We start from the raw sequence: 16,952 nt of genomic DNA, 5'->3' as shown, positions 1-16,952 counted from the left end.
GCCCTAAGCCCCTGCTCAGAACTATCGCCCGTAACTCCGGCGGCCCTTCCGAGGGCTGGCCTGCTCGGGAGCCGCCAATTACGGACGACACCTTCGGCTACATGCTCCGCGGCGCGACCGGCATGCCGTCGCAGTCAAGCGATGCGGGTCGCAAACCGAACGCTTTCGAATCGACGGCAGCTCAATCACATCGACCGGCATGCTGGATGACCGCTGGATCACATGCGCACCTATCGCGCCGCCGTCCGCTTGGCGGGCAGCCGGGCCGTTCTCACGATGCGATGGCAGCGAGTATCTCGGGCGCGATGTTGACCGTCGGGCACCGGATCGACCGGGCCGTAGCACGGCGCTCGTGCTGGCTGCACCGACCGAGGGTGCCGCTGGAGGATGTGCAGCTCGTGGTCCAGGAACGCACCGCGCCGCAGATCCAAGGCCGACGTGTACGGCACCTGGGCTGGGCATCAGCCGAACCATCCTCGCTTCGCGACCAGGGGGCAACATTCACCTCGCAGCATGGCGCTGGCCGGCTGGGTCGTCCCGGCCAGGTAGCCGACGACTCGCGACGTACCACTCCGGCCGTTGTCCCTCCGCGATCGGCGAGCATCCGCCTCGCGGCCCGACACCCGGTCCGGCTGGAGTGCGGCTCGGCCACCTTGACCGTCGGCGGGTTGGAACCGGCAGCTGCATCGGGACGAGCTGCGCCGGCGGGCGAACTGCGGTTGCCGGATCGGCCGGTTTTGCGTTGGTCGCTGGCCTTCGGCTGTGCTGGCTGGGCTCGGCCGAGGGCCTGGCGGATCGCAGCGTCGAGGCCGCCGTTGGCCTTGTTCCCGAGGGCTCGGCCCGGTCAGCACGGCCGGAGATCAGTGGGTCGGCGCTGCCCGCCGTCGTCTACGTCGTCCTTGACGTGTGTTTGGGGGCCGCGCGGCTGTCGGCTCGGGTGCCTACGCTGCCTCGCGGCGGATGGAGCGCCAGCGGGACGGGCTGATGCCGAGTTCGGCGGCCAGCTCGGCCTCGGAGAGGTCGGGGCGGGCGGCCTTGATTTGCGCGGCCAGGGCGACTGTCTCGGCTGGGGTGCGGCGTGGCTTGGCGACGGTCGGGTGTTCGTTCGTGTTCGAGGTTGCGCGGCCGGTTACTGCGCGGCCGCTCGGTGTGGTGCTCGATCGCTGGGCTGGGACCGCTCGGCCGGTGCTCACCGCCGCGCGGGCTGTGTTGGGTGTGGGGCGGGGGAGAGCGGCCGCTACCTCGGCCAGTGCGGCTGCCGTGGTGGGGCTGAGTGGGCCTGAGCCTCGCGTTGACGGGCCGTTCACGCGGGCGTGGGCTGCGCTGAGCGGGCTGGGGATCAGGCCGGGGACCGGTTCGGGCGCCGCCGCGGCAGGAAAGGCAGCAGCGGGAACGGGAACGGGAACGGGGGCGGGGCCGGGAACGGGAACGGGGGTGGGAGCCGGAGTTGGCTCGTGCTTCGCGCGTTCCAGGGTCGAGATGCGGCCGGCCAGTTCGACCAGGCAGATGCTGGCCACGACGATCAGGCCGTCCACCGAGAGAGGTAGCAGGTAGGGGGACGCGCCGGTTTCGCCGTAGCGGGCCGCTACGCCGACCATGTGCCAGTAGGAGACCCAGGCGGCGATGCCCGCGATGATGGCTGTGGCGATCAGGCGCGTCGCGGCCAGGTAGCGGCGGTGTACCGGGACGCGGGAGATCAGCTCTACGGTCAGCAGCAAGGCCAGTGGGGGCCACGCGGCGATGGCCTGGCTGATCGGATTGTCGCGGGCGTGCAGGACGTTGGCCACGACCGAGGCAGCCACGCCCAGCAACAGCGTGGCCCGTACGGCCCAGCGAACACGTCGTAGCTGTTGCAGGATCACCGGACTCTCCTCGCCAGTCGGGGCTCGGCTCGCGCCGCGGCTCATCCTGACGGCTGGATATGACGAATCGCCCCCGGGGCGGGAACCGTGACCGGTCCGTTCCGGAGGCGATGCGACTATGTGATCGTGTCGAGCGGCGTGTCGGCTTGACTCGTCAGCTCTTCTTTTCGATCTCGGCCCGGAGCTGGGGGAACTCGGCCTTAGCCTTGCTCACCGACTTGAAGTACCAGATGACCATGCCGACGCTGCCCTCGTCGGCCCAGGTGCAGATGGCCATGTCGACGCCCGAGGTCTCGGAGCTGCCGCACTTCGCGGCGCCGCCGAGTTTGCCGGTGGGGGCGGTGGTGATGTTGTCGATCTTCAGGCCGCCGATGCCGGCGCCGTAGAAGGTCTGCTCGAGCTCGGCCTTCGGGTTCTTGATGGGGGCCTCGGCTGCGGCCACGATCACGATGTCCTGGTCGCCGACGTCGCCGTAGAGGGCGCCGACCGTGTTGGTCGCGCCCGGCACCGTCTCGAGGCCGCCCTTGAGCTGCTCGGCGATCGCCGCGAACTGAGCCGACGTGAGCTTCTTGCGGCCGCCCAGGGTGGCCGGCTCGGTGATCGTCACGTTGGCGGCGGCCCGGGTGGGCGGCGCCGTCGTCGGCTCATCGGTCGGCGAGGCCGTCGAGGTGCTGGTGGGCAGGTTGTTGACGGCGTCGGTCACGTCGTCGGCCGCGTTCTTGCCGACCATGTAGAGGGCCGCCACGCCGCCGATGCAGAGCACCAGCACGATCGCCACCGAGATCAGGACGATCGGCAGGACCTTGGACTTCTTCGGCGGCGGCGGGGGCGTGCCGTAGCCGCCGGGCTGCTGGCCGAAGCCGGGTTGAGCGCCGTACTGCGGCTGCTGGTTGTAGTCGCCCTGGCCGTACTGCGGCTGCCCGTACTGCGGCTGGGGCTGGCCGTACTGCGGAGGCGGCGTCGGCTGGCCGTAGTCGGGCTGGCCCGAGGACGGGTAGGCCGTGGTCGGCGGGTAGGCCGGCGGCTCCTGCGGCGACTGCCCCGGATAGGGCTGGTAAGGCGGTTGACCCTGGTTCGGCTGGCCGGAGGAGGGCTCACCGGGATAAGGCTGGCCGGGATACGGGGGCTGCGACATCAAGAGCTCCAGGAATCGGGTACCGCGCGAGCCTATCGGTAGTGAGCAATCGACTACGTCCCCCGTTCGCGGTGGTAGGACGGACCATGTGGGCAAAACGGCCGACGCCCCGGGCCGGGAAGGCGCGGGGCGTCGGCTATCGGACGGAAGTTCAGGCGGGCAGGCTCGCCACCCCCTGCGGCAGGAACCGCCGGCCGGTCACCCGCTCGGAGGTGCCGCTGCGGTCCAGGTACGGCGTGACGCCACCCAGGTGGAACGGGTAGCCGGCGCCGAGGATCATGCACAGGTCGATGTCCTGCGCCTCGGCGACCACACCCTCGTCCAGCATGATGCGGATCTCCTGCGCCAGGGCGTCGAGCGCCTGGGCTCGTACCTCATCGGCCGACAGCGGCGCGGAACCGCCCGCCACCAGCTTGGCCACCTCGGGGTTGATCTCGTCGTCGACCATCACCGGCAGGCCGGCGTCGACGATCTTCTTGAGGTTGGCCGACTCGGCGAACCGGTCGGGGAACGCCCGGTGCAGCGTCTCGCCCACGTGGTAGGCGACGGCCGGGCCGACCAGCTGCAGCAGGGCGATCGGGCGCATCGGCAGGCCCAGCGGGTCCATGGCCTCGTTGACGATCTCGAGCGGGGTGCCCGCGTCGATGGCCTGGAAGATCTCGCTGGTGACCCTGGTCAGCAGGCGGTTGACCACGAACGCCGGGGCGTCCTTGACCAGCACCGACGACTTCTTGAGCTCCTTGCCGACCGCGAACGCCGTGGCCAGCGTGGCGTCGTCCGTCTGCTCGCCCTTGATGATCTCGAGGAGGGGCAGGACGGCGACCGGGTTGAAGAAGTGGAAGCCGACGACCCGCTCGGGGTGCTCCAGGCCGTCGGCCATCGCGGTCACCGACAGCGAGCTGGTGTTCGTCGCGAGGACGGCCTCGGGCGTGACGATCTTCTCGAGCTCGGCCCAGATCTGCTTCTTCAGGTCGAGGTTCTCGAAGACGGCCTCGATCACGAAGTCGGCATCCGCGAAGACCGACTTGTCGACCGAGCCGCTGACCAGGCCGCGCAGCTTGGCCGCGGTGCCCTCGTCGAGCCGGCGCTTGCCGACCAGCTTGTCGATCTGGTCGTGGACGTACTGGACGCCCTTGTCGACGCGGGTCTGGTCGAGGTCGGTGAGCACGACCGGCACCTGGAGGCGGCGCACGAAGAGCAGCGCGAGCTGGGACGCCATCAGGCCGGCGCCGATGATGCCGACCTTGGTGACCTTGCGGGCGAGCGACTTGTCGGGCACGCCGACCGGGCGCTTGGCCCGGCGTTGCACCAGGTCGAACGCGTACAGGCTGGCGCGGGACTCGTCGCCCATGATCAGGTCAGCCAGGACCTGGGTCTCGGCCGCCGTGCCGTCCTCGAACGAGGAGTCCTTGGCCAGCGCGAGCAGTTCCAGGGCCTTGTTGGCCGACGGGACGGCGCCGTGCAGCTTCTCGTCGAGCTGCTGCTTGGCGAAGAAGAGCACGCCCTCCCACATGTCCTTGTCGACCTCGGGCCGCTGGACGGTCAGCTCGCCGTCGACGACCGCGGCCGCCCATTCCAGCGAGCGCTCCAGGAAGTCGGCCGGCTCGAACAGCTGGTCGGCCACGCCGAGCTCGACGGCCTGCTTCGGCCGCAGCACCTTCTGGGTGAGCGGGTTCTGCAGGATGACCTGGGCCGCGCCGGGGACGCCGATCAGGTTGGGCAGCAGCTGGCTGCCGCCCCAGCCGGGGACCAGGCCGATCGCGACCTCGGGCAGGCCGAGGGCCGCCGCGCCGCCGGAGACCGTCCGGTAGTGGCAGTGCAGCGCCACCTCGAGGCCGCCGCCCAGGGCGGCGCCGTTGATGAAGGCGAAGGTCGGAATCTTCGAGTTCTTCAGCCGCGCGAACACACGGTGCCCCAACTCGCCCAGCTCCACGGCCTGCTCGCGCGACGTCAGGAACGGGATGCCCGTGATGTCCGCGCCGACGCAGAAGATGTACGGCTTGCCGGTGATCGCGATGAACGCCGGGCCGGCCTCGGTGGCAGCGGTGATCGCCTCGTCCAGCGACCGCAGGCTGCCCGGGCCGAAGCTGTTGGGCTTCTTGTGGTCGAAGCCGTTGTCCAGCGTGATGATCGCGGCCTTCCGGCCACCCACCTGGACCAGGCGGACGAGCGCCTTGGTGACGACCTCGTTGGGGTGCTCGATCACTTTTCCGCGCCTTCCCAGTTCGGGTTCTCCCAGATCACGGTGCCGCCCATGCCGATGCCGACGCACATGGCGGTGAGGCCGTAGCGGACCTCCGGGTGCTCGGCGAAGTGCCGCGCCAGCTGCGTCATCAGGCGGACGCCGGACGAGGCGAGCGGGTGGCCGATGGCGATCGCGCCGCCCCACGGGTTGACCCGCGGGTCGTCGTCGGCGATGCCGTAGTGGTCGAGGAAAGCCAGCACCTGGATCGCGAACGCCTCGTTCAGCTCGAACAGGCCGATGTCGTCGATCGTCAGGCCGGCCTTCTTCAGCGCCTTCTCGGTCGACGGAATCGGGCCGTACCCCATGATCTCGGGCTCGACGCCGACGAAGCCGAACGAGACCATCCGCATGGCGACCGGCAGGCCCAGCTCGCGAGCCGTGTCCTCACCGGCCAGCAGGGCCGCGGTGGCGCCGTCGTTCAGGCCGGCCGCGTTGCCCGCGGTCACCCGGCCGTGCGGGCGGAACGGGGTCTTCAGCGTGGCCAGCTTCTCCATCGACGTCTCGCGCGGAGCCTCGTCGGCGGTGGCCAGGCCCCAGCCCTGCTCGGCGCTGCGCAGCGCGACCGGCACCAGGTCGGGCTGAAGCTTGCCGTCGGCGTACGCCTTGGCCGTCTTGAGCTGCGAGTTGAGCCCGTAGCGGTCAGCCCGCTCCTTGGTGATCTGCGGCAGCCGGTCGTGCAGGTTCTCCGCCGTCGAGCCCATGACCAGCGCGGACGGGTCGACCAGCTTCTCGGCGATGATGCGCGGGTTGGGATCGACGCCCTCACCCATCGGGTGGCGGCCCATGTGCTCGACGCCGCCGGCGATCGCCACGTCGTAGGCGCCCATCGCGATGCCGCCGGCCACGTTGGTCACCGCGGTCATCGCGCCCGCGCACATGCGGTCGATCGCGTAGCCGGGGACGGTCTTGGGCAGGCCGGACAGCAGCGCGGCGGTGCGGCCGATGGTCAGGCCCTGGTCGCCGATCTGGGTGGTGGCCGCGATCGCGACCTCGTCGACCCGGTCCGGCGGGAGCTGGGGATTGCGGCGCATCAGCTCGCGGATGCAGCGGATGACCAGATCGTCGGCGCGGGTCTCGGCATACATGCCGCCCGCCTTGCCGAACGGGGTGCGGACGCCGTCAACGAAGACGACCTCACGTACTTCACGGGGCACGGGACCTCCTAGCGCGGTGGTATGGGAATGCTACTCGTCAGTAACTAGGGGATGCCACCGGCTCTCGAAAAGTTCACAGAGCGGTTTTCGGGCACACCCAAGATCAAGATCATGTCGTAGCGGGGTGGGTGGTGCGGACCGTCACTCACGTCGAGGGCCGCGGCGGGCTTCGCTGGCCGCTGGCGCGTCCAGAACGCGAAGCCCGCCACGGCGACGTGCGTGAGTGGTCGCGGCCAACCCCAAAAGCCGCGTTTGGGCTGTTCAGGGTGCTTATGGCGACGCCCGTTCGGAGGAGACTGATGATCTCAGGGTGAGCGTAGCTTCACGCTATGGGCAAGCCGTTCAGATGCCGCCTCGGCTGGCACAAATGGGTGCGGCGCTTCAACGCTGAGGGCAGCCGCTATTCGCAGTGCGAGCGCTGCGGCAATGACGACGGCCGCGGACGACCCCACTGGAGCGCCGGCGGTTGAGCCGGGCGTTCTGTCCCGGCCGCGCGTGGGACGGCCGGGCCGGGGCGCTGCCGGTGCTGAAGCGGCACCGGATTCAGGGCTGGGCGGCCGCTTCAGGGCTGGGCGGCCGCTTCAGGGCAGGGCGGCCACGAGCTCGCTCATCGAGCGGCGCCGGCCCGTGTAGAACGGGACCTCCTCGCGCACGTGCCGGCGGGCGGTCGAGGCGCGCAGGTCACGCATGAGGTCGACGATGCGGTACAGCTCGTCGGCCTCGAAGGCCAGCATCCACTCGTAGTCGCCGAGCGCGAACGACGCGACCGTGTTGGCCCGCACGTCGGGGTAGCCGCGGGCCATCCGGCCGTGCTCGGCCAGCATGTGGCGCCGCTCCTCGTCGGGCAGCAGGTACCACTCGTAGGAGCGCACGAACGGGTAGACGCAGATGTACGGCCGCGCCTCCTCGCCCGCCAGGAACGCCGGCAGGTGGCTCTTGTTGAATTCCGCCGGGCGGTGCAGGGCCATCTGCGACCAGACCGGGGCCAGGTGCCTTCCCAGCGCTGTACGGCGGAACAGCGAGTACGCCTCCTGCAGCGCGTCCGGCGAGGCCGAGTGCCACCAGATCATCACGTCGGCGTCGGCGCGCAGCCCGGACACGTCGTAGGTGCCCCGGATGGTCACCTGATGGCAGCCTTCAGTCCGATCTTGGGTGGCGGGCGGTGCGGTTGGACGGCCGGTCAGCTGCTCGAAGAGGCTGTCGACCTCGCCCGCCAGCTCGTCCCGCAGCGCCGGCAGCGGCGCCTGGGCCCGGAACACCGACCACATCGTGTAGCGGATCGTCGCGTTCAGCTCGTTGATCCGGGCCGCGTTCGTCTGCTCGCTCATGCCTCGCTCACCCTCCGTTGGCCTGCCCGCCGGGGCCGCCGCACACTGCGGCGCGGCCGGTCATGCGGACATCGTCTTGCTCACGTCTTCGGCCGCCCGCTCGCCGCTCGCGACGCAGGCCGGGATGCCTACCCCGTCGAACGCCGCACCGGCCAGCGCCACACCCGGAGGCAGCGCCGCCCGGGCGCCGGCCAGCCGGTCGAGATGACCCGGCGCGTACTGCGGCAGCCCGCCGCCCCAGCGTTGCACCCACGAAGCGGCCGGTGGCGGCAGCTCCCCGCCGATCAGTTCCCCCAGCTCGCGCCGCGCCCGCTCGATCAGCACCGCGTCGTCGAACTGCAGACGTTCCTCTTCGCCCGCCCGGCCCAGCGACAGCCGCACGATCACCGGGCCGCCCGCGGGCCGGTCCCACTTGCGGGTGACGAACGTGGCCGCCTTGACCAGCGTGCCCTCGCTCGGCGGCACCAGGAATCCGCTCAGCTCGGGCAGCGGTGTGCCCGGCGGCAACGCGAGGGCGACCAGCGCGACGCTCGCGTAGCCGAGCCCGCCGACCGCCTCGGACGCGGCCGCCGCCACCGGAGCCAGCAGCCGGGCGCTCGGCCGGGCCTGGACGGCCAGCACCACGGCGTCGACGTCGTCGGTCTGCGGCCCTCTGCTGCCGCCGGCGTCCGGGCCTGCGGACGGCGCGGAGAACCCGGGCGGGGTGGAGACCGGGCCCAGCAGCAGGCGCCAGCCGTGCGCCGTGCGGGCCAGCTCGCGGACGGGCAGGCCCAGGCTGATGCGGGCGCCGCTGGCCGTGGCCGTCGCGCCGGCGAGCCGGCTCAGCCCGCCCTCGAGCGCGCCGAACACCGGCTGCCCGGGCACCCGCCCGCTCGCGGCCTGCGCGGCCCGGACGGCGGCGCTCAACGTGTGCTCGACCCGGGCCGTGCGCGCCAGCTGCGGCATCGCGACATCGAGCGAGAGCCGGTCGGCGCGCCCGGCGTAGACGCCGCCGAGCATCGGGTCGACCAGCCGGTCGACGACCTCGTCGCCGTAGCGCTCGCGGACCAGCGCGCCGACCGCGACATCCTGCCCGGCGGCGAGCAGCGGGCGGCCGTTGTCGGCGTCGTGGCCGGGCGCCGCGTGGGCGACCTCGCCGAGCGCGCTGACGTCGCCGGGAACACCGACCAGCGTGCCGGCCGGCATCGGAACCAGCCGGCCGCCGAGGGCCAGCGCGGCGGGCACCCGGCGCGGATGCACGAGGGCGCCCTCGAGGCCCAGCCGCCGGACCAGAGCCACGGCGGCCGACTCGGTGCCGTCGCTGCCGGTCATCAGGAAGGATTCGGCGCCGCGCTCGACGGTGACGCCGGCCAGCTCACCGGTGCGCAGCTTGCCGCCGAGGGCCCCGCTCTGCTCGTACACGATGATCTCGGTGTCGGGCGGGTTCAGGTCGCGCAGCCGCAGGGCGGCCGCCAGCCCGGCGATGCCGCCGCCGATGACCGCAACCCGCTTCCGCACGACAACCAGCCTCCCAGGTTCCCTCGGCCGGAAGCCGTCCGGGGTCGACGAGTGTGAGTTGCGCCCGGGGGGTCTTCAGGCCCTACCGGACGCCTCGTGCACGTGCGCCACCAGCCGGGTCAGCACATCCGGGTCGGTCTCGGGCATGACGCCGTGGCCCAGGTTGAAGACGTGGCCCGGGGCGGCCCGGCCCTGCGCGAGCACCCGGTCGGCCTCGCGGCGCACCACGTCCCAGCCGGCGAAGAGGATCGCCGGGTCCAGGTTGCCCTGCAACGACCGGTCCGGGCCGACGATCCCGGTGGCCTGGTCGAGCGGCGTACGCCAGTCGACGCCCACGACATCGGCGCCGGCCTCACCCATCGCCCGCAGCAGGACGGCCGTGCCGACTCCGAAGTGGATGCGCGGCACGCCGGCGTCGGCGAGCCCCTGCAGCACCCGAGCGGAGTGTGGCAGCACGTGCTCGCGGTAGTCGGCCTCGCTCAGGGCGCCTGCCCACGAGTCGAACAGCTGGACGGCGCTGACCCCGGCGTCGATCTGCGTCCGCAGGAAGGCCAGCGTGATGTCGGCCAGACGGGAGAGCAGCGCGTTCCAGAGCTCCGGAGCCGCGTACATCATGGCCTTGGTCTTGAGGTAGGTGCGCGACGGACCGCCCTCGATGAGATAGCTGGCCAGCGTGAACGGCGCCCCGGCGAACCCGATCAGCGGGGTCGCGCCCAGCTCGCCGACCAGCAGGCGTACCGCCTCGGTCACGAAGCCGACGTCGTCCGAGGTGATCGGCTGGAGACGACGAAGGTCATCCGCCGTCCGAATCGGTGAAGCCACCACCGGGCCGGTGCCGGCCACGATGTCGAGATCGATGCCGGCCGCGGCGATCGGCACCACGATGTCGCTGAACAGGATGGCCGCGTCGACGTTGTGGCGCCGCACCGGCTGCAGCGTGATCTCGGTGACCAGGTCGGGTCGCCGGCACGAGTCGAGCATCCCGATGCCCTCGCGGATCTTGCGGTACTCGGGCAGCGACCGGCCCGCCTGCCGCATGAACCAGACCGGGGTGTGCGGCACGTCGAGGCCGCGGCAGGCCCGGACAAAAGGCGAATCAGTCACAACGGAAGTCACTGCGACATCGTGCCACGACACGCTCGGCGCGCCGATCGGCTACGGACACGTGCGGCGGCATAGTCTTCCCCCATGGCGTCCCCCTCCGCTGTTCCTCCGGCGTTCGCCCGCGCGGTCGACGCTCTGCGGGCCGCGGCGCCACGGCCCGAGATTTTGCTCGAAGAGATCGCCGCCCCGCAGAAGCTCGCGCCCTACGCGTTCGCGATCAGCGCCACCGTGCTGCGCGCGGGCGACGAGGTGGCCGGCGGCCGGCTGATCCTGCTGCACGACCCGGCCGGGCACGAGGCCTGGCAGGGCAACATCCGGCTGGTCACGCTGGTCACGGCCGAGCTCGAGGACGATCTGGCGGGCGACCCGATGCTGTCGGCGGTGGCCTGGACGTGGCTGACCGACGCGCTCGAGCAGCACGCCGCGGCCTACACGGCCATCGGCGGCACGATCACGCAGACGACCTCCACCCGCTTCGGCGAGCTGGCCGGCCCCGCACCGACGGCCGACCTCGAGGTGCGGGCGTCATGGACTCCCACCGGCGACGACTTCGGCGCCCACCTGCAGGGCTGGTGCGCGATGCTCGCCTCGACGGCCGGGCTGCCGCCGCCGGGCGTGGCCGCCCTGGGCGACCGCACCCAGCGCGTGGGCTGACACATGGCCTCGCTGCTCGCTCGGCGCCCAAGTCATCGCCGGGCGAAATCCGAGCTTGGTTGCCCTAGCACACCTGAAGGGTGTCGCAGGCTGTCTTGATCGGGATGGCCAGGCCGATGCCCTCCGCGTCCTTCGCCTTGGCCGTGGCCACGCCGACGACCTGCTCGTTCGCGTTGACCACGGGGCCGCCCGAGTTGCCGGGGTTGATCGGGGCGTCGAACTGGACGGTCGGGCCGTCGGCGTCGTTCGGGCGGTAGGCGCTGATCACGCCGGTGGTGACCGAGTCGTCCAGGCCGAGCGGGGCGCCCACGACCACGACCTGCTGGCCCGGCTTGACCTGATTGGTCGAGGTGCTGAGGCCGGCGATCTTCTGGTTGGCCCGCAGCAGTGCCAGGTCCTTGCCCTTGTCGACCTTGACGATGGTGGCGCTGATCCGGGTGCTCCCGCGCTCCAGCGACACCTTGCGGCCGCCGTCGGTCCAGGTCTCGGCGACGACGTGGTAGTTCGTGATCAGGTTGGCCTGGTTGCCGGTGGCCTTCTTGCCCACCGAGAACGCGGTGCCGGTGAAGCCGCCCGCCCGGACCCGGAAGACGCTGGGCAGCACGCCGGACGAGACCGCCTCGGGGTCGAAGACGCCGGCGAGCTTTTTCTCGAGCTGGTCGGTGCGGCCCTGCTCGGCCGAGAGCACAGCCGCCAGGTCCTGGTTGTGGCGGCTCATTCCCTCGATCCGGTACGCCTGCCAGCCCGCCACCAGCAGAAGCAGGGTCACCACGCCGATGATGGCCGGCTTGAGCCGGGTGGCGCCGCCGGCCCGCGGCGGGGCAGGTTCGGGTTCGTACGCCGGAGCCTGGACGGCCGGGGTCAGGCCGGTGTGCCAGGCCGGCTGCTCGCCGGTGTGCCGCTGCCGGGGAAGCGGCGCGGCCGGTTCCCAGTGCTGGTCGCCGCCCCACTGCTGCACGCGCGGCTCGGGCTGGGGTGCTCGTTGCTGGGGTGCTCGTTGTTGCGGGGCCGGTTCCCACGCCTGCTGCGGTGCCGGCTCGCTCCAGCCCGGCTGGGCTGCCGACTCGGCCCACGGGTCGGCCGGAACCGGCTCGGACCAGCGCTGATCCCGCGCCGGTTCACCCCACTGACCCCGTTCCGGGGCCTCCGGCGGCTGCTCCGCGCGGCGCCGACCGTCGTATCGGCGCTGCTCGTCGGAGCCGGCGGGTGTGAACGGCTCGTAGGTCATGGTCATCCGGCGCGGCCTCCCGGGTATCGGCGCTGCGCGGAGTAGTACGGAGAAAACCGCCGCTCGGATCAGTCGGATGTCGATCGAGAAACGGCGCGCCGGGACCCGGCTGCAAGCAGCCGGGGAGGTGTCCCCGTACGGTATCGGAGTGACCGACGAAGCACCCCTGCGCCGTCGGGACACGCCGGAGCCCGAAAGGGACGGACGACCGCACGCCGACTCGCCCGACCCGACGGCTGGCGGTCCCGAACCTGTCCCGCTCACCGCGCCCCGTGAGGGCACCCCACGCCCGGTGGAATCCGCCGAGGAGCTCGCCGACGTCGTGGCCCGCATGGCCGCCGGTTCCGGACCGGTCGCGGTCGACGCCGAACGAGCCTCCGGCTACCGCTACACCCAGCGTGCCTACCTCGTGCAGCTGCGCCGCGCCGGCGCCGGCACCGCGCTGATCGACCCGCTTCCCCTGGACGACCTGCGCACCCTCGACGCCGCCCTGGCCGAGAGCGAATGGGTGCTGCACGCCGCCAGCCAGGATCTGGCCTGCCTCGCCGAGCTGGGCCTGAGGCCCCGACGCCTGTTCGACACCGAGCTGGCCGCGCGCCTGGCCGGGTTCGAGCGGGTCGGCCTGGCCGCCCTCACCGAGCAGCTGCTCGGCTACTCGCTCGAGAAGCACCACTCCGCGGCCGACTGGTCGACCCGCCCGTTGCCCGAGTCGTGGCTCACCTACGCCGCGCTCGACGTCGAGATGCTCACCGAGCTGCGCGACCACCTGGCGGCCGAGCTCGACCGCCAGGGCAAGAGCGCCTGGGCTGCCGAAGAGTTCGCGGCCCTGGTGGCGAGCGCCGACCGCCCGCCCAAGACACGCCCCGACCCCTGGCGGCGAACTTCCGGAATACACCGCGTACGCGGTGCGAGAGCGCAGTCCCGCGTCCGGGCGCTCTGGTACGCCCGCGACGGCGTGGCCGCCCGCCGCGATTCCGCCCCGGGCCGGGTGCTGCCCGACGCCGCCATCGTCGCCGCCGCCGAGGCCGACCCGAAGGACGAGCGCAGCCTGCTGGCCATCGCCGGGTTCGGCGGCCGCTCGGTGCGCCGGCTGGCCCGCGTGTGGCTGGACGCTCTCGACGAGGCCCGGGCCCTGCCCGACGACGCGCTGCCGATCAACCAGCCGGTCGAGGGCCCGCCCCCGCCGCACCGCTGGGCTGAACGCGACCCGGTGGCCGCCGCCCGCCTGACCCGCTGCCGTGCCGTGGTCGTGGCCACCGCCGAGGCCAACAACCTGCCCCCGGAGAACCTGATCAGCCCCGATTTCGTCCGCCGCCTGGCCTGGTCCCCGCCCGACGAGGTCACCGCCCAGACGGTGGGCGACACCCTGCGCGGCTTCGGCGCCCGCAACTGGCAGATAGGCCTGCTGGCCAACCAACTGACCGAGGCCCTACCGGCCCCGCCACCCGCCTGACACGGCATGCCGGGCCGGCGTCGAACGCGCCGGCCCGCCGCTCCCGAACCGATCGCGATCAGCAGGTCGGGCTCGCCGGCGCCGGCTGACGGGGCAAGCGGCGCATCGGGGTGTGCGGGATGCCGTCCTCGATGAATTCCGGGCCGGTCGGTTCGAAGCCGTAGCGGGAGTAGAACTGCACGAGGTACGACTGGGCGTCCAGGACGCTCGTGCGGTTGCCGATGACGGTCAGCGCCTCCTCGATCAGGCGGCCGGCCAGCCCGGCGCCCCGGGCCGACTTCGCGGTGACCACGCGGCCGATGCGCTGCGCGTCGCCGTCGTCCAGAACGCGTACGTAGGCCCGCATCTCGCCGTCGCGGGTGAACCACAGGTGCCGGGTGCCGGGCTCGTCGTCGCGACCGTCGAGATCGGCGTAGACGCATTCCTGCTCGACGACGAAGACGTCCGACCGCAGCTTCAGAAGGCCGTAGAGCGTGGTCGTGTCGAGATCCCGAAACGTCGCCGAGCGCAGTTCGTCATGAGGGTCCGGTTGCATGCCGAAAGAGTATGCGGCGCGGCGTCACCCGTATCGCGGGCAGCCGTTGTAGAGATGGAAGTCCGAGCTGTGGAGGTCGTGATGATCAAGAAGAGCCGACTCTTCGGCAACAAGACGCGCGTGACCTTCTGCCTGCCCGTCAGTCAGCCGTCCGGCCCGGTCAGCGTGGTCGGCACGTTCAACGACTGGGAGCCGGGCCGGCACGAGCTCAAGCCGCGCCGCGATGGCACCCGCACCATCAGCATCACCGTTCCGCCGGGCCACTACCGGTTCCGCTACCTGGGCACCGACGGCGTCTGGTTCGACGACGAGAGCGCGGACGGTGTCGGCCCTCACGGCTGCGAGCTCCGGGTTTAGCGTTTCGACGCGACCCTCCTGGGGACCTTGCTTGACTGGGCAGGAGATCTCCAGAGAGGGGCCCATCGTGGCCGACGTGAAACTGTCGATCATCTATTACTCGTCCACCGGGACGTTGCACAAGATGGCCGAGCGCCTGACCGAGACCGCGCAGAAGGCCGGGGCTGACGTGCGGCTGCGTCAGGTGGCCGAGCTCGCCCCGCCGGAGGCGATCGCCTCCAACGCGGCCTGGAGCCAGCACTTCGACCGGACCAAGGACGAACCCAAGGCGACCGCCGACGACGTGGTCTGGGCCGACGCCGTGCTGTTCGGCTCGCCCACCCGCTACGGCAATGTGGCCAGCCAGCTCAAGCAGTTCCTGGACACGCTCGGCCCGCAGTGGATGCAGGGCCAGCTGGCCGACAAGGCGTACGCGGGCTTCACCGCGACCCAGACGCAGCACGGCGGCCAGGAGTCGACGCTGCTCGCCCTCTACAACACGATCTACCACTTCGGCGGCATTCTCGTTCCCCCCGGCTACACCGACGCGTTGAAGTTCGTGGACGGCAACCCGTACGGCGTCTCCCACGTGACCGGAGGCAACAACGACAATCCGCTCGGAGACGCCGAGCTGGCCGCTCTGGACCATTTGGCCCAGCGGATCATCCGCATCGCAGCGAAGCTGAAAAGCGAATAAAACTACTCATCTTTCGCTAATCTGGCTGCATGACCACGTACGAGACTTTGGACCTGCATACGCGGGTCGCGCGTTATGAGGCGGCGCTCGAGGAACTGCGCTCGTCGCACCACGACGTCCGGGCCCTGCTGCAGGATCAGGTGCTCTACGAGCGCTGGCAGCAGATCGGCGTCGAACTGGGTTTCGTCGCCGGCCACGGCGCCGGCGCCGCCCCGAACGGGCAGCAGGCTGATCTGCAGGCCCTCAATCAGCAGATCCCCCAGATGTCGGAGTCCTGGGCGAGCTGACAGGCTGTGCCGGTCGGTCGTCGCCACCCCGCCACCTGGGGGTGGCGGCGGCGGAGCCCGGTTGCCGGCCGCATACCGGGCAACGCTGTGCGTCCCGGCCCGCCGTTGTGCGGGGCCGGGCCGCGCGGCGGTAGGTTCTTGGCCATGGCCGTCGACACCCAATACGAGGACCTGCTGCGCCGGGTCCTGAACACCGGCACCCCCAAGAGCGACCGCACCGGCACCGGCACGGTCAGCCTGTTCGGCGAGCGGCTGCGGTACGACCTGTCGGCCGGCTTCCCGCTGATCACGACGAAGCGGGTGCACTTCAAGTCCCTCGCCGTCGAACTGCTCTGGTTCCTGCGCGGCGAGAGCAACGTCGGCTGGCTGCGCGACCAGGGCGTCACGATCTGGGACGAGTGGGCCTCACCGACCGGCGAGCTCGGCCCGGTCTACGGCGTGCAGTGGCGTTCGTGGCCCACGCCCGACGGCGGCCACGTCGACCAGATCAGCGGGATCCTCGAGACGCTGCGCCGCGACCCCGATTCACGCCGCATGATCGTCTCGGCCTGGAACGTCTCCGACCTGCCCGAGATGGCGCTCGCGCCGTGCCACGCGATGTTCCAGTTCTATGTGGCCGACGGCCGGCTCTCGTGCCAGCTCTACCAGCGCAGCGCCGACCTGTTCCTGGGCGTGCCGTTCAACATCGCCAGCTACGCGCTGCTCACCCGCATGGTGGCCGACCAGGCCGGCCTGCTCCCGGGCGACTTCATCTGGGTCGGTGGCGACTGCCACATCTACAACAACCACGTCGAGCAGGTGAACGAGCAGCTGTCCCGCGCGGCGTACGAGTTCCCGCGGCTCGAGATCGCGCCGGCGGCGTCGCTCTTCGACTACAAGTACGAAGACTTCACCGTGGTCGGCTACCAGCACCACCCGGCGCTGCGCGCCCCCGTCGCCGTATGACGGTCCACCTGATCTGGGCCGAGGCCCACGACCGCGTGGTCGGCGCCAAGGGCGAGATCCCGTGGCGGCTGCCGGCGGATCAGAAGATGTTCCGGCAGCGTACGAGCGGCGCCACCGTCGTCATGGGCCGGGTCACCTGGGATTCGCTGCCGGCGCGCTTCCGCCCGCTGCCGGGCCGCCGCAACGTGGTGCTCACCCGCGACCCGGCCTGGTCGGCGCCGGGGGCCGAGGTGGCCCGTTCCGTCGCCGAGGTCGACCTGAGCGGCGAGGTGTGGGTGATCGGCGGCGAGGCGATCTATCACGCCTTCCTGCCGGTGGCCGAACACATCCTGCGGACCCGGATCGACCTGGACGTCGAGGGTGACACCCGGGCGCCGGCGCTGGACGAGCGGTGGGTCGTCACGTCGTCGTCGGGCTGGCAGACTTCCGAAGGCGGGCTGCGATACCTGGTCGAGGAGTTGGTTCCCGTTCTTTGAGCAGCCCCCGACGCCG

At 71.5% G+C, this 16,952-nt stretch carries 16 protein-coding genes; 7 read left to right on the top strand and 9 right to left on the bottom strand.

The genetic code is table 11. The features are described from left to right. Positions 1-941: 941 nt before the first annotated feature. From LXN57_RS37560 to hemE, 7 genes are all read right to left on the bottom strand, one after another. Positions 942-1,862, bottom strand: coding sequence for a DUF2637 domain-containing protein (locus LXN57_RS37560; protein ID WP_251802979.1), 921 nt, complete (start codon positions 1,860-1,862; stop codon positions 942-944). 154 nt (positions 1,863-2,016) lie between these two features. After that, a complete protein-coding gene (locus tag LXN57_RS48070) occupies positions 2,017-2,997 on the bottom strand; it encodes a hypothetical protein (protein ID WP_285904715.1) in 981 nt (326 codons plus the stop codon). Positions 2,998-3,148: 151 nt separating this feature from the next. Further along, entirely contained in the window at positions 3,149-5,203 is a 2,055-nt protein-coding gene (locus LXN57_RS37550; RefSeq protein ID WP_251802978.1) for a 3-hydroxyacyl-CoA dehydrogenase NAD-binding domain-containing protein, read from the bottom strand. Continuing rightward, positions 5,200-6,396: a thiolase family protein gene (locus tag LXN57_RS37545; RefSeq protein ID WP_251802977.1), complete on the bottom strand. Its 1,197-nt coding sequence runs from the start codon at positions 6,394-6,396 to the stop codon at positions 5,200-5,202. The genes LXN57_RS37550 and LXN57_RS37545 overlap by 4 nt, the downstream gene beginning before the upstream one ends. Before the next feature lie 581 nt (positions 6,397-6,977). Then, positions 6,978-7,724 carry a hydrogen peroxide-dependent heme synthase gene (hemQ, locus tag LXN57_RS37540; RefSeq protein WP_251802976.1) on the bottom strand — a complete coding sequence of 249 codons (747 nt, stop codon included), beginning with the start codon at positions 7,722-7,724 and terminating at the stop codon, positions 6,978-6,980. 60 nt (positions 7,725-7,784) lie between these two features. After that, positions 7,785-9,230, bottom strand: coding sequence for a protoporphyrinogen oxidase (hemG, locus tag LXN57_RS37535; RefSeq protein WP_438872963.1), 1,446 nt, complete (start codon positions 9,228-9,230; stop codon positions 7,785-7,787). Positions 9,231-9,296: 66 nt separating this feature from the next. Continuing rightward, positions 9,297-10,337: a uroporphyrinogen decarboxylase gene (gene hemE, locus LXN57_RS37530; RefSeq protein WP_251802974.1), complete on the bottom strand. Its 1,041-nt coding sequence runs from the start codon at positions 10,335-10,337 to the stop codon at positions 9,297-9,299. A 72-nt stretch (positions 10,338-10,409) separates the two neighbouring features. On the opposite strand from hemE, the gene LXN57_RS37525 reads away from it, so the two are divergent. Then, positions 10,410-10,979 carry a DUF3000 domain-containing protein gene (locus LXN57_RS37525; protein WP_251802973.1) on the top strand — a complete coding sequence of 190 codons (570 nt, stop codon included), beginning with the start codon at positions 10,410-10,412 and terminating at the stop codon, positions 10,977-10,979. 64 nt (positions 10,980-11,043) lie between these two features. Here the strand turns inward: LXN57_RS37525 and LXN57_RS37520 are convergent, their stop codons facing one another. Next, on the bottom strand, positions 11,044-12,213 hold the full coding sequence (locus LXN57_RS37520) for a S1C family serine protease (RefSeq protein WP_251802972.1): 1,170 nt from the start codon (positions 12,211-12,213) through the stop codon (positions 11,044-11,046). A 142-nt stretch (positions 12,214-12,355) separates the two neighbouring features. Between LXN57_RS37520 and LXN57_RS37515 the strand changes: the two genes are divergently transcribed. Further along, positions 12,356-13,660 carry a ribonuclease D gene (locus tag LXN57_RS37515; RefSeq protein WP_251802971.1) on the top strand — a complete coding sequence of 435 codons (1,305 nt, stop codon included), beginning with the start codon at positions 12,356-12,358 and terminating at the stop codon, positions 13,658-13,660. 58 nt (positions 13,661-13,718) lie between these two features. On the opposite strand, the gene LXN57_RS37510 is transcribed toward LXN57_RS37515, so the two are convergent. Then, positions 13,719-14,195, bottom strand: coding sequence for a GNAT family N-acetyltransferase (locus LXN57_RS37510; protein ID WP_251802970.1), 477 nt, complete (start codon positions 14,193-14,195; stop codon positions 13,719-13,721). An 81-nt stretch (positions 14,196-14,276) separates the two neighbouring features. On the opposite strand from LXN57_RS37510, the gene LXN57_RS37505 reads away from it, so the two are divergent. The 5 genes from LXN57_RS37505 to LXN57_RS37485 all read left to right on the top strand — a co-directional run bounded on the left by LXN57_RS37505 (position 14,277) and on the right by LXN57_RS37485 (position 16,936). Further along, positions 14,277-14,552, top strand: coding sequence for an isoamylase early set domain-containing protein (locus LXN57_RS37505; RefSeq protein ID WP_251802969.1), 276 nt, complete (start codon positions 14,277-14,279; stop codon positions 14,550-14,552). 67 nt (positions 14,553-14,619) lie between these two features. Further along, positions 14,620-15,228 carry an NAD(P)H:quinone oxidoreductase gene (gene wrbA, locus LXN57_RS37500; protein WP_221378784.1) on the top strand — a complete coding sequence of 203 codons (609 nt, stop codon included), beginning with the start codon at positions 14,620-14,622 and terminating at the stop codon, positions 15,226-15,228. Between the two features lie 29 nt (positions 15,229-15,257). Continuing rightward, on the top strand, positions 15,258-15,515 hold the full coding sequence (locus LXN57_RS37495) for a hypothetical protein (protein WP_251802968.1): 258 nt from the start codon (positions 15,258-15,260) through the stop codon (positions 15,513-15,515). A 144-nt stretch (positions 15,516-15,659) separates the two neighbouring features. Next, a complete protein-coding gene (locus LXN57_RS37490; RefSeq protein WP_251802967.1) occupies positions 15,660-16,460 on the top strand; it encodes a thymidylate synthase in 801 nt (266 codons plus the stop codon). Next, complete coding sequence (locus LXN57_RS37485; protein ID WP_251802966.1) at positions 16,457-16,936, top strand: dihydrofolate reductase; 480 nt, start codon at positions 16,457-16,459, stop codon at positions 16,934-16,936. Before LXN57_RS37490 ends, LXN57_RS37485 begins: the two co-directional genes overlap by 4 nt. Positions 16,937-16,952: the final 16 nt, after the last annotated feature.

This window comes from Paractinoplanes hotanensis (assembly GCF_023717965.1).
GTDB classification, from domain to species: domain Bacteria; phylum Actinomycetota; class Actinomycetes; order Mycobacteriales; family Micromonosporaceae; genus Actinoplanes; species Actinoplanes polyasparticus.
Note: the sequence above shows the minus strand (reverse complement) of the source record. Positions and strands in the feature narration are given on the sequence as shown.

What these genes read in the sequence shown, in the direction of transcription:
- LXN57_RS48070 (WP_285904715.1), bottom strand. Translation starts at nt 2,997, where the DNA reads ATGTCGCAGCCCCCGTATCCCGGCCAGCCTTATCCCGGTGAGCCCTCC.
- hemQ (WP_251802976.1), bottom strand. Translation starts at nt 7,724, where the DNA reads ATGAGCGAGCAGACGAACGCGGCCCGGATCAACGAGCTGAACGCGACG.
- LXN57_RS37525 (WP_251802973.1), top strand. Translation starts at nt 10,410, where the DNA reads ATGGCGTCCCCCTCCGCTGTTCCTCCGGCGTTCGCCCGCGCGGTCGAC.
- LXN57_RS37520 (WP_251802972.1), bottom strand. Translation starts at nt 12,213, where the DNA reads ATGACCATGACCTACGAGCCGTTCACACCCGCCGGCTCCGACGAGCAG.
- LXN57_RS37510 (WP_251802970.1), bottom strand. Translation starts at nt 14,195, where the DNA reads ATGCAACCGGACCCTCATGACGAACTGCGCTCGGCGACGTTTCGGGAT.
- LXN57_RS37505 (WP_251802969.1), top strand. Translation starts at nt 14,277, where the DNA reads ATGATCAAGAAGAGCCGACTCTTCGGCAACAAGACGCGCGTGACCTTC.
- LXN57_RS37495 (WP_251802968.1), top strand. Translation starts at nt 15,258, where the DNA reads ATGACCACGTACGAGACTTTGGACCTGCATACGCGGGTCGCGCGTTAT.
- LXN57_RS37490 (WP_251802967.1), top strand. Translation starts at nt 15,660, where the DNA reads ATGGCCGTCGACACCCAATACGAGGACCTGCTGCGCCGGGTCCTGAAC.
- LXN57_RS37485 (WP_251802966.1), top strand. Translation starts at nt 16,457, where the DNA reads ATGACGGTCCACCTGATCTGGGCCGAGGCCCACGACCGCGTGGTCGGC.